Origin of the sequence: Acidocella sp. (assembly GCF_013044125.1) — a bacterium.
GTDB lineage: Bacteria > Pseudomonadota > Alphaproteobacteria > Acetobacterales > Acetobacteraceae > Acidocella.
In genome coordinates this window covers 1-12,148 of sequence record NZ_JABEVC010000039.1, presented here as the reverse complement: position 1 = coordinate 12,148, position 12,148 = coordinate 1, and the positions used below count along the sequence as shown (strand labels likewise).

Below are 12,148 nucleotides of genomic sequence, written 5' to 3'. Positions count from 1 at the left end.
GCTCGACCCGCCGACCGAGGATGTCACCGCGCGCTGCATCTCCTTTCTCGCCCAGCTTGGCCACCCCGAGGACCAGCCCGCCATCGCGCGCGGCGTGCAATATCTGCGCGAGACCCAATGCCCGGACGGCTCCTGGTTCGGCCGCTGGGGCACGAATTACATCTACGGCACCTGGTCTGTGCTCTGCGCCCTCAACGCGGCGGGCGTGGCGCATGACGACCCGGCGATCACCCGCGCCGCCACCTGGCTCATCGCCAAACAGCGCGCTGACGGCGGCTGGGGCGAGGATTGCGAGAGCTACGCGGGCGCGCCCTCCGGCGAATTCCACGGCGAGGCGGCACAAAGCCTGCCCAGCCAGACCGCCTGGGCGATGCTCGGCCTCATGGCCGCCGGCCTTGCGGACCATGACGCGGTGAAAAAAGGCGCCGCCTATCTCGAGGGGGCGCAGGACGCGCAAGGCAGCTGGACCGAGCAGGCCTACAACGCCGTCGGCTTCCCGCGGGTGTTCTACCTCAAATACCACGGCTACCCGCGTTTCTTCCCGCTGCTGGCGCTCAGCCGCTACCGCACCCTGCTTACCGCCAACGACCGGCAGGTGAAATTCGGCTTCTGAAACCGCGCCGGAACACATCAGCCATTGCCTTGACCACCGATTATGCGCCAAGGTCTTTATGAATACGATGACAAGTTGAGGACACCATATGGCTGATGCTTTTGGCACGGCATTAAAAGGGCCACGCGCGCCAATGGATGCCGACGCCGTGCGCGCCGCCTACAAGCGGCAGGTGGTCTTTTATGACAACTGGTTCGGTCTCGTCTCGCAACACAGCCGGCTTGCCGCTGTGGAGGCGGTCAACCGCGCGCCGGGAGAGCAGGTGCTGGAGGTCGGGGTCGGCACGGGCCTGGCGCTGCCGCTTTACAGCCCGGCCAAGCGCGTCACCGGCATCGACCTTTCGGCGGACATGCTGCTCAAGGCCCGCGCGCGCGCCGAGACGCTCGGCCTGCGCAACATCGAGGCCCTGCAGGAGATGGATGCCCAGGCGACCAGCTTCCCTGACGCCTCGTTCGATATCGCGGTCGCCATGTTCGTCGCCTCCGTGGTGCCAAAACCGCGCCTGCTGCTCGCGGAGTTGAAGCGCGTCGTCAAACCCGGCGGCACCATCCTGCTGGTCAATCATTTCGCCCGCGCGCGCGGCCCCATCTGGTGGGTGGAACGCGCCCTCGCCCCAGCCTCCGCGCTGATCGGCTGGCACCCGGATTTCCGCACCGGCCATATTTTTGAAGCCGCCGACCTCAAAGCCGCCCGCATCACCAAAATGCCGCCCTTCAGCCTGTTCAGCCTGGTTGAGCTGACCAACGAACCCAGGTAAAACCTGGAATTTTCGCGCCCCGCCCGGGCCGCGCGGAAATTTGGCCATGACCCTGCCATGATAGAGTGCCCGCGCCGCGCCCGCGCGGTGCGCCGTGCTGCGCTAAATTCCTTCGCCCTGGAAACTTGATATTATGGGGGCTGGCTTATATCAGGAAGGAAATCGGGGCAAACCGGCTTTACGGTTTGGGCACTTAAGCAGGATAACGAGAATGAAGCGGTGTATCACTTCGGCATTGGGCGTGGCTGGTTTGCTGGCCTTGTTTGGCCACGCGGCGCTGGCGCAGGCCACCGCCACAGACCCATCGGCGGCGGCGAACGTCTATGTCAACGCGCCGCATAACTGGCAGATGTGGTTTCCCGCCGCCGGCAGCCCGATGATGGAGAAGATCGACTGGCTGATGAAATTCGTGCTCTGGATCATGACCGGGGTGGTCGGCTTCGTCGCCCTGCTGCTGGCGTATGTGTTCATCCGTTTCCGCGCCGGGCGCAACAAGGTGCCCAGCACGGTCACCCACAACACCCTCATCGAGGTGATCTGGATCGTGGTGCCCACCCTGCTGCTGGCGGTCATCGTCATCCCCTCGATTAACCTGATCTACTACGAGGCCGACACCTCCAACCCCTACCTGACCATCAACGTCACCGGGCATCAGTGGTACTGGGAATATAGCTACCCCGGCGTGGCGGGCGGGCTGGACTACACCAGCTACATGATCCCCGACAACCAGATCCAGCCCGGCGAGATCCGCCGCCTCTCGGTTGACCACCCGATGGTCGTCCCCGCCGGCAAGAAGATCAAATTCGTCATCACCAGCGCGGATGTTCTGCACGGTTTCTATATGCCCTCGCTCGGCATGCAGCGCTACGCCATCCCCGGCACCAACCTTACCCAGTGGACCATCATTCCCAAGGTCGGCACCTATTACGGCCAGTGCAACCAGATCTGCGGCGTCGGCCATGACGCGATGCCCATCGAGATCAAGGCCGTTCCGCTGGCTGACTACCTCAACTGGGTAAAATACGCGCAGGCGAATTATCAATGAACATAATGCCGCGTTCTCCGCTATCATCCCCCCTGCCAGTCAATAAGCTGGCCGACGCTTCTTCGAATTAAGCCCCGGACAGGAGCCAGATATGACCGCAACCACGCACGACCATTCGGACCATTCGCACGAGGCCCATCATCAGAAGGGCTTCGTTGAACGCTGGCTGATGAGCACCAACCATAAGGACATCGGCACCCTCTACATCACCATGGCGGTGATCGGCGCCTGCGTCGGCGGTGTGCTCTCCATCATCATGCGCCAGCAGCTCATGTATCCTCATAACAACATCATCACCTCCGGCGCCGCCTGGAACGCAATCATCACCGCGCACGGGCTGATCATGATTTTCTGGTTCGTCATGCCCGCCCTCATCGGCGGCTTTGGCAACTGGTTCGTGCCGATGATGATCGGCGCGCCGGACATGGCCTTCCCCCGCCTGAACAACATGAGCTTCTGGTTCCTCGCCGCGGGTTTCGTGTTCGTGATGATCGGGCTGCTGCTCGGCAACGGCGCCGGCGCGGGCTGGACCCTCTACCCACCGCTGGACAACGCGCAGTACTCCCCCGGCATGGCGACTGACTTCTCGCTGTTCTCGCTGCATCTGGCGGGTATTTCCTCGCTGCTGGGCGCCATCAACTTCATCGCCACCATCCTGAACATGCGCGCCCCTGGCATGACCATGCACAAGATGCCCCTGTTCTGCTGGGCCATCCTGGTCACCGCCTTCCTGCTGCTGCTCGCCATCCCCGTGCTGGCCGGCGCCATTACCATGCTCATCATGGACCGCAACTTCGGCACCTCCTTCTTCGAGCCTTCCGGCGGCGGCGATCCGGTGCTGTTCCAGCATCTGTTCTGGTTCTTCGGCCACCCGGAAGTCTACATCATGATCCTGCCGGCCTTCGGCATCATCAGCCATGTGGTCTCCACCTTCTCGCGCAAGCCGATCTTCGGCTATCTCGGCATGGCCTACGCGATGGTCGTCATCGGCTTCGTCGGTTTCATCGTCTGGGCGCACCACATGTTCGTCTCGGCCATCAGCACTGACAGCAAGGTCTATTTCGAAGTCGCGACCCTGGTCATCGCGGTGCCCACCGGCATCAAAATCTTCTCCTGGATCGCCACCATGTGGGGCGGCTCCATCGAGTTCAAAACCCCGATGCTCTGGGCCATCGGCTTCATCTTCCTCTTCGTCATCGGCGGCGCCACCGGCGTCGTGCTGGCCAATGCCGGTCTCGACCAGGAACTCCATAACGACTACTTCCTCATCGCGCATTTCCACTATGTGCTCTCGATGGGCGCCGCCTTCGCGGTGTTCGCCGGGTTCTACTACTGGATCGGCAAGATGACCGGCCACCCCTACCCGGAATTCTGGGGCAAGGTGCATTTCTGGACCTTCTTCATCGGCGTGAACCTCACCTTCTTCCCGATGCACTTCCTCGGCCTGGCCGGCATGCCGCGCCGCTACCCGGACTATGCCGACGCCTTCGCCGGCTGGAACTATGTCTCCTCCATCGGCTCCATCATCTCTGGCGTCTCCACCCTGGTGTTCTTCTATGTGCTCTATGCGGTGTTCACCTCCAAGGAGAGCCTGGCTGATAATTACTGGGGCGAGGGTGCCACCACGCTGGAATGGGCCGTGCCCTCTCCCGCGCCGCACCACACCTTTGAAGACGTTCCGGTCATCCGTTAATGGAGGGGATGTCTCTCATCGTCATGCCGGCGCCAGCTGGCATTCGCGGGCCTGACGCATGAGTGACTCCACCCTCTCGGGCGGGCTCAGCGTCAGCACCGCCGCTGACTGGTTTGCCCTGCTCAAGCCCCGGGTGATGTCGCTGGTCGTCTTCACCGGGGCCATCGGCCTCATCGTTGCGCCCACGCAGATCAACCCGCTGCTCAGCTTCACCGCCATACTGTGCATCGCGCTGGCCGCAGGCGCGGCGGGCGCCATCAACATGTGGTATGACGCCGATATCGACGCGGTGATGCGCCGCACCGCCTCGCGCCCCATTCCCGCCGGGCGCATCACCGCGCGTGATGCCCTGGGCTACGGCATCGTGCTCTCGGTGCTCTCGGTGCTGCTAATGGCCATGGCCACCAATCTGGTCGCCGCCGGGCTGCTCGCGTTTTCGATTTTCTATTATGTGTTCATCTACACCATGTGGCTCAAGCGCAGCACGCCGCAGAACATCGTCATCGGCGGCGCCGCCGGGGCGTTTCCCCCGGTCATCGGCTGGGCCGCCGCCACCGGCCATGTTTCGCTGCTGCCGGTGCTGCTGTTCACCATCGTGTTTTTCTGGACCCCGCCGCATTTCTGGTCGCTTTCCCTCTTCGCCTCGGGTGATTACGAGCGCGCCGGGGTGCCGATGCTCCCCGTTGTCAAAGGCCCGCGCCACACCCGGATCAACATCATGGTCTATGCGGTGCTGCTGCTGCCCATCGCGCTCTCGCCCTATCTGCTGGGGCTGTGCGGGGTGGTTTACGGCGCCTGCGCGCTCGTGCTCAGCCTGGTGTTCTGCTTTTATTGCTGGCGTGTCCTTAACGACCAGCAGGATGCCCAGGGCCACAGCCTGACCAGCAACGCCCCGGCGCGCGCGGCGTTCAAATTCTCCATCCTGTATCTTTTCATTCTGTTCGGCGCCTGCGCCGTGGATCGGTTCATTTAACATGAGCGATCAAATGCCCCGGACCGAGCTTAGCAAGTCCAACTGGACGCCCGAGGAGCGGGCGCAATTCAACCGCCATCGCCGGGGCCGCAATCTGCTGCTGCTGGCGGCGCTGGCGGGTTTCAGCGTGCTGGTTTACGCCATCGCCATCGTGAAACTTCACGAATACGGGCAAATGTGGTGAAAATCGGGGAACGGTGGAAAGTCGTTTCAGGGATCAATTTTTTGGCGAAGAGAGTGTAGACATATGAGCAGCCCAGCCCATTCGGCGACAGACCAGATCAAAGGCACCGTCCCGCACCCATACCATCTGGTCAACCCGAGCATCCTGCCGCTCTGCGGCGGTGTCGCCGCCATGACCACTTTTGCGGGTATCATCGTGGCAGCGCATCTTCACAGCTTCGTCCTGCTGGGCATCGGCCTGCTCTTCGTGGTCTCCACCATGTTCGTCTGGTGGCGCGATGTGGTGTCCGAGGCCCGCACCCCCGGCCTGCACAAGGTCATCACCCAGGTCGGCCTGCGTTATGGCATGGCGCTGTTCATCACCTCGGAGGTGATGTTCTTCGTCTCCTTCTTCTGGAACTATTTCAACTATTTCTTCTTCCCCGAAAAAATGGGCACGGCCTTCGCGCCGGTGTGGCCGCCCCAGGGCGTCACCACGATTGATCCTTTCGCCATCCCGCTGTTCAACACCATGGTGCTGCTCCTCTCGGGCACCACCATCACCTGGGCGCACCACAGCCTGCTGGAAGGCGACAATAAAAATACCGTGCGCGGCCTTGCCGTCACCGTGATGCTGGGCCTGATGTTCCTCTGCGGCCAGGCGTGGGAATACACCCATTCGCCGTTCCCCTTCTATCATGGCGGCATTTTCGCATCCTCCTTCTTCATCGCCACCGGCTTTCACGGCGTGCATGTCATCGTCGGCACCGTGTTCCTCACCGTCTGCCTGTTCCGGGCGATGAAGGGCCAGTTCACCCCGCAGCGCCATTTCGGCTTCGAGGCCGCCGCCTGGTACTGGCACTTCGTGGACGTGGTGTGGCTCTTCCTCTTCGTCTGCATCTACTTCCTGGGCCGCAGCGCGATTGTCGCGGGCTAGTCCATCCCCCAGCGCCATGCCGGTGAAAGCCGGCATCGCATGACCCCGCCCAAGTGGAAGCGGCTGATTGCCCCCGGCATCGCCGCTTTCATCACGTTCTGGCTGCTCATCGCGCTGGGCGTGTGGCAATTGCACCGGCTCAAGTGGAAGGAGGGGATTCTCGCAGCCATCCACACCGCTGAAATTTCAGCGCCGATCCCGCTGCCTGATCATCCCACGCCGTTTGAGAAGGTCTCCATCGCCGGGGCCTGGGTTCCCGGCAAGGCCGCGCTTTATGGTGACGAGGTGCATGACAGCCCAACCGGCCCCATCGCCGGTGGTGAAATTCTCATGCCCTTCGCGCGGCCCAACGGGCAGATCGTGCTGGTGGACCTCGGCTGGGTGCCGCAACAAACCCCCACGCCATACCCGGAGCCCGCCGGCCCAACCCAGGTGGCGGGCTATCTGCACAGCAGCATCACACCCGGCTGGTTCGCAGCGCCGGACAGTCCGGGGCAGGGGCTGTATTACACCCTCAACGCGGCCAAAATTGCCGCCGGCATGGGGCTGAAAAACGTCAATCCGAAAATACTCATCGCCATGGGGCCGTTGCCGCCCCCCGGCAGCCCCGCGCCGCAACCCGCGCAGCATTTGCCCACGCCGCCGAATAATCATTATGAATACGCGCTCACCTGGTTCGGCTTCGCGGGCGTTCTGGTGTTCGAATTCTTCTTCTTCGCCCGGAAAAGGCTGCTGGACCCATGACTTCTTATAAGCGCCTGGAGCAGGCATTCGCCCGCATCGCCACGCTGAACGAAGCGGCGGCCATGCTGGGGTGGGACGCCGCGGCGATGATGCCCCCCGGTGGCGCGCAGGCGCGGGGCGAGCAGATGGCGACCCTGGCCGGTCTCTCGCATGAGCTGCTCACCGCCCCGGCGCTGGCTGAGGACTTTGCCACCGTCACCCCGCCGGCTGACCCCTGGGCGCGGCAGAATCTCGCCCTGATGCGCGAGGCCCACACCCGCGCCACCGCGCTGCCGCGAGACCTGGTGGAGGCCAGTTCGCGCGCCAATAGCGCTTGCGAGACCATCTGGCGCACCGCCCGCAAGGAATCGGATTTTGCCGCCGTCCGCCCCGCGCTGGCGGAGGTGTTCAACCTCACCCGCCAGTCCGCGCAAATCCTCGGCGCGGCGCTCGGCCTCTCGCCCTATGATGCGCTGATGACCCAGTATCAGCGCGGCATCCACGCCGCCGATGTGGCGCCGATTTTTGGAAACTACGAAATATTTTTGCAAAAAGCCTTGCCGCAGGCTGAGGAAATCCAGAACCGTCAGTCTCACGAAACACTGCCCCCCGGCCCCTACGCCACCGCGATTCAAGAGGCGCTGTGCCGCCAGCTTGCCGCCGCGGCCGGGCTGAATTTCACCTCCGCCCGGCTGGACCGCTCCGCCCACCCGTTTTGCGGCGGTACGCCCACGGACATCCGCATCACCACACGCTATGACGAAGCCGACCCGCTCTCCGCCATCACCGGCGTGCTGCACGAAACCGGCCACGCCTTGTATGAGCAACAACTCCCCGCCGCGTGGCGCCGCCAGCCAGTGGGGCAAGCGGCCGGCATGGCGGCGCATGAGAGCCAGTCGCTGATCATCGAGATGCAGGCCGTGCGCTCTGATGCGTTTCTCGGCTATCTGGCGCCTGTTCTTGCCAGCGCCTTCAACAAACCCATTTCACCGGCTGCGTTGCGGCGGCGGCTGCGGCATGTGGCGCGCAGTTTCATCCGTGTGGAGGCCGATGAGCTGACCTATCCGGCGCATGTGCTGCTGCGCTTGCGCCTGGAGCAGGCGCTGCTCGCGGGCGACCTGGCAGTGGCGGACCTGCCGGGCGCCTGGAACGATGGCTTCCACGCGCTCCTCGGCATCACCCCGCCGGATGACGCGCAGGGCTGCCTGCAGGACATCCATTGGTATGACGGCGCAATCGGCTATTTTCCCAGCTACACGCTGGGTGCGATGGCAGCGGCCCAGCTTTTCGCCGCTGCCCGCAAGGCGCTGCCTGCGCTGGAGGCGCATCTGGCCGCTGGTGATTTCGCGCCCCTCGCGGGCTGGCTGGCGCGGCACATCCACGGGCAGGCGGCGCGGCTTGGATTCAATGAACTTCTTATAGCCGCCACCGGGGAGAATTTGAATCCGGCGGCGTTCCAGGAACATCTCGCGTCACGATATTTAACGGCAAGTTAGTGTAATGACTTTTCCCTTCGCCCCGCGCAGCTACCTGCGCCCGCGCAAAGGGCAGGGGGGCGCGCCGGTCACGCAGGTGGAAGTTTTTTTCGATCTGGTGTTCGCCTTCGCTGTCACCCAGCTCGCCGCCACGCTGTACACCGATCTCACGCCGGCCGGGCTCCTGCACACGCTCATGCTGTTCGCGGCGGTGTGGTGGGTGTGGGTCTATACCGCCTGGGTGACCAACTGGCTGGACCCGCGCCACCGCCCGGTGCAACTCATGCTCATCGCGCTCAGCTTCCTCGGGCTTTTGCTCTCCGCCTCGCTGCCCGGCGCCTTTGCCGCGCGGGGCCTCAGCTTTGCCGCCGGCTATGTGGTCATGCAGCTTGGCCGCAGCCTGTTCATGCTTTGGGCGGTCCGCGGCCACCATGCGGGCAATTTTCGTAATATGCGGCGCATTGTCATCTGGTTCTCGCTCTCCGGCCTGTTCTGGCTGGCCGGGGGCCTGGCCTCCGGCCTACTGCGCGAAAAACTCTGGCTGCTCGCCCTGGCGGTGGATATTTCCGCCCCGGCCATGGGGTATTATGTGCCGGGGCTGGGCCGCTCGGCCACGGCGGATTGGAATATTGACAGCTACCATCTGGCCGAACGCTGCGCGGGGTTCATCCTCATCGCGCTGGGGGAGTCCATCACGGTCACCGGCGCGGCGTTTTTCGCTTTGCACTGGGACTGGCTGAACCTCGCTGCGTTTTTCGTGGCGTTTTTGAGCAGCGTGGCGCTGTGGTGGATTTATTTTGACCATGCCGCCGAACGCACCGCCGATGCCTTCGCCCATGCGGCGGACCCCGGCCGGATCGCCCGCGCGGCCTATACCTATCTGCACGGCTTGCTGGTGGCGGGCATCATCGCCGATGCCGCTGCTGACGCGCTGCTGCTGCATGAGCCGGGCGCGCCAGCCTCGGCGGCCAGCGGGCTGATGATTCTGGGTGGCCCGGCGCTGTATCTGCTGGGCAACGGGCTGTTCCGCAGCCGTCTGGCGCCTCGCTTTCCACCCTCGCATGCCTACGGGATGCTGCTGCTTGGCGGCCTGGTGCTGGCGGCGCCTGAGCTCAGCGAGCTGGCGTTGGCCGCGGCGGTGGCGCTGGTGCTGGTTTTCGTCGCGGTGCTGAGCGAGATACTGCTCCGCCGCCGCGGGCCGGGGGCGCGCCAACCGGCGGTGAAGCCATGAGCACCATATTTTCACCCATCACCGGGCGGGGCGGGGCTGTCACCGTGTTGCGGCTTTCCGGGCCGAAGGCGTTGGAGATCACCGCCGCCCTGGCGGGCGGGTTGCCCGCGCCGCGCCATGCCTCGCTGCGGCCGCTGCGCTGGCAGGGCAGGGTGTTGGACCATGCGCTGGTCACCAGCTTCCCCGGCCCGCACAGTTTCACCGGTGAGGATTCCACCGAATTCTCGCTGCACGGTGGCCGCGCGGTTTTCGCGGCGGTTTCTGAGGCTCTGGTGGCCCTGGGAGGGCGCCCGGCGGAGCCGGGGGAGTTCTCCCGCCGCGCTTTCCTGAACGGCCGCATGGACCTTGTGGCAGCCGAGGCGATGGCTGACCTGATCGCCGCCGAAACCGAGGCGCAGCGCGCGCAGGCGATTGAGGGCGCGGACGCGCTGCAAAAAACCTGCGAAGCCTGGCGGGAGTCACTGCGCCAGACCATGGCGCAGCAGGAGGCGCTGATCGATTTTCCCGATGAGGATTTGCCCCCGGATGTCGAGGCCGGGCTGGTTCAGCGGATTGCCGGCATCCACCGCGAAATGCAGGAGATTCTGGAAGCCGCCCCGGCGGCGGCGCGGCTGCGCGAAGGTCTGGAATTCGTCATCCTCGGCGCGCCGAACGCGGGCAAGTCCACACTGCTGAACGCGCTGGCCGGCGAGGAGGTGGCGATCGTCTCCGATATCCCCGGCACCACGCGCGATGCGGTGGGCGTGCGGGTGGATTTGGGCGGCGTGCCGGTGCACCTGACCGACACAGCCGGGCTGCGCGAGACGGAGGATTTTGTGGAGGCCGAGGGCGTGCGGCGCGCCCAGGCGCGGGCGGCGCGGGCGGATCTGATCATCGCCGTGGCGGCGCCGGGCGAGGATTTTCCAGCCGTGCCGGAAGGTATCGCGGTGCTGTTCGTGCGTACCAAGGCTGATCTGGCGGGCGAGGGGGTCTCGGCCCAAACAGGGCAGGGGATGGCTGAATTGCGCGCCGAACTGGCGGCGGCGGCGGCCCGGCTCACCGACACCAAGGGTGCGGCCACGCTGGCACGGCCACGCCAGATTGCCTGCGTGCGGGACACTGCGGCGGCGCTGGAGCGGGCTCTGGCGGAGCGCGCGCCCGAGTGCCGCGGCGAGGAGCTGAGGGCCGCCGCGTACGCCCTGGCAAGGCTGACAGGGGTAATCGGCGTGGAGGAGATTCTCGACGCCGTGTTTTCGGGGTTTTGTATTGGGAAGTAGGCGGGGTTTTTGGGCAAGCTCACAAAACCTCAAAAACTAGCTAACGTTGAAGCGACATGAAAAAATCGCGGTGACAGTTGCCGTTTTAATTGGAGTTATTGCCTTCCTTGTCGGGGCTAAATGATCCCTTTTTCCAATTATCTCCATGGCACACCAATCTGATATTTGTACACCGTTGATTTTTAAAGCAGTCCACATAGGAAATCTCACCAAAAATCCAAATTCCGGCAGCACCAGAAGCTATAGCTTGCTCGGTTTCTGGAGTTATGACGGGAACCTCGATATAATTTTCAGAAATAGTGCTGGGCGGGACAGTATCGACCGATTGCACCGGCGGCTCTTTGTAAACGTTCCAATCCCCCTGTGGATCGAAAGGATAAGGGCGAATCCACACTTTGACGACAATGGAACATTCGTAAGCTGGTGTTTGCCCGAAATTCTTAAAAGTCGTTTTGACTGTCCGTATTCCATTAATTATGGCGCAATGAATTTCGGAAACATATACATAAGCCCTCAATTGTCGCTCAGCGGTTTGTTCAGCATGCGCCAAAATAGCTTCACTTTTCTGGACAGCATTTTCGGCAGCTTTGGCGCTTCTTTGGGATGCTTCGACACTTTCGATGGCGGCGCGGGTAGCCATGAAGGTCAAATATAATGTTGCAGTTACTGCCCCGATTCCGATGATGCTGGCGATGAGCTGATAGAAAGCCAATTCGGCCTGTTTCTGAGCCGCTACTGCGGCACGCCATTCCTGGCAATACTCGGCATCTTCGCGGGATGGTGGGCTGTCGCATACTGGATGGTATTGAGTGCCACTTATCGCACTACCTACCTGTGCTTCCGACGGTTGGTGCCGGGCCTCAGTTTGTTTTGCTTCCCTCTGCGGGTCACTTTTGCTTTGAGCAACGCTTACTTCCGTTAATGCCGCAAGTAGAATCAGTCCTATTAGTCCGGCTCGTGCAGGCGCAAGGTACGAACGCCTATTGCTTTTATCGTGTCTATTAAGAACCATGTTGGAAATGCCTTCTGTAAATTTTAACCGTTGCTGATCCATTGGATTCTGGCAACTGCATTTTTATCCGCGCTTTGTTGTGAGGCACAGGTCCCAAACTAACGGGGTCCGGGCCTCAGGCCCGGCCAGGGGTGCAGGGGGTGGAACCCCCGGCCGGGTTGCAGGGCAGGGCCCTGCCAAAACCTTGCCTATATACCTGCAAACTCGCTAATACCCCCCTCATGAAATACGATGTGATTATCATTGGCGGCGGGCATGCGGGGTGTGAGGC

Annotated in this window: 12 protein-coding genes; 11 read left to right on the top strand and 1 reads right to left on the bottom strand. The window is 63.1% G+C overall.

Annotation, left to right across the window (positions count from 1 at the left end; genetic code table 11):
- The 11 genes from HKL97_RS02020 to mnmE all read left to right on the top strand — a co-directional run.
- Positions 1-613 (top strand): prenyltransferase/squalene oxidase repeat-containing protein (locus HKL97_RS02020; protein WP_291422363.1); only part of this gene is annotated, 613 nt, incomplete at its 5' end.
- 88 nt (positions 614-701) lie between these two features.
- Positions 702-1,370, top strand: a complete 669-nt coding sequence (locus HKL97_RS02015) for a class I SAM-dependent methyltransferase (protein ID WP_291422362.1) — start codon at positions 702-704, stop codon at positions 1,368-1,370.
- A 211-nt stretch (positions 1,371-1,581) separates the two neighbouring features.
- Positions 1,582-2,415: a cytochrome c oxidase subunit II gene (coxB, locus tag HKL97_RS02010; protein ID WP_291422360.1), complete on the top strand. Its 834-nt coding sequence runs from the start codon at positions 1,582-1,584 to the stop codon at positions 2,413-2,415.
- A 91-nt stretch (positions 2,416-2,506) separates the two neighbouring features.
- A complete protein-coding gene (gene ctaD, locus HKL97_RS02005) occupies positions 2,507-4,108 on the top strand; it encodes a cytochrome c oxidase subunit I (protein WP_291422358.1) in 1,602 nt (533 codons plus the stop codon).
- A 58-nt stretch (positions 4,109-4,166) separates the two neighbouring features.
- On the top strand, positions 4,167-5,081 hold the full coding sequence (locus HKL97_RS02000) for a heme o synthase (protein WP_291422356.1): 915 nt from the start codon (positions 4,167-4,169) through the stop codon (positions 5,079-5,081).
- A gap of 13 nt (positions 5,082-5,094) precedes the next feature.
- Positions 5,095-5,265, top strand: coding sequence for a hypothetical protein (locus HKL97_RS01995; RefSeq protein WP_291422355.1), 171 nt, complete (start codon positions 5,095-5,097; stop codon positions 5,263-5,265).
- 63 nt (positions 5,266-5,328) lie between these two features.
- A complete protein-coding gene (locus HKL97_RS01990; protein WP_291422353.1) occupies positions 5,329-6,180 on the top strand; it encodes a cytochrome c oxidase subunit 3 in 852 nt (283 codons plus the stop codon).
- Between the two features lie 39 nt (positions 6,181-6,219).
- Positions 6,220-6,924 (top strand): SURF1 family protein, encoded by a 705-nt coding sequence (locus HKL97_RS01985; protein ID WP_291422351.1) that lies wholly within the window; start codon positions 6,220-6,222, stop codon positions 6,922-6,924.
- Positions 6,921-8,399, top strand: coding sequence for a carboxypeptidase M32 (locus tag HKL97_RS01980; RefSeq protein ID WP_291422349.1), 1,479 nt, complete (start codon positions 6,921-6,923; stop codon positions 8,397-8,399). Before HKL97_RS01985 ends, HKL97_RS01980 begins: the two co-directional genes overlap by 4 nt.
- A gap of 4 nt (positions 8,400-8,403) precedes the next feature.
- The gene (locus HKL97_RS01975; protein WP_291422347.1) at positions 8,404-9,609 is read left to right on the top strand and encodes a low temperature requirement protein A; all 1,206 of its coding nucleotides are present in this window, start codon (positions 8,404-8,406) and stop codon (positions 9,607-9,609) included.
- Entirely contained in the window at positions 9,606-10,865 is a 1,260-nt protein-coding gene (mnmE, locus tag HKL97_RS01970) for a tRNA uridine-5-carboxymethylaminomethyl(34) synthesis GTPase MnmE (protein WP_291422345.1), read from the top strand. The genes HKL97_RS01975 and mnmE overlap by 4 nt, the downstream gene beginning before the upstream one ends.
- An 85-nt stretch (positions 10,866-10,950) precedes the next feature.
- Here mnmE and HKL97_RS01965 read toward each other — a convergent pair whose 3' ends face one another.
- Positions 10,951-11,919 carry a hypothetical protein gene (locus HKL97_RS01965; RefSeq protein WP_291422343.1) on the bottom strand — a complete coding sequence of 323 codons (969 nt, stop codon included), beginning with the start codon at positions 11,917-11,919 and terminating at the stop codon, positions 10,951-10,953.
- Positions 11,920-12,148: the final 229 nt, after the last annotated feature.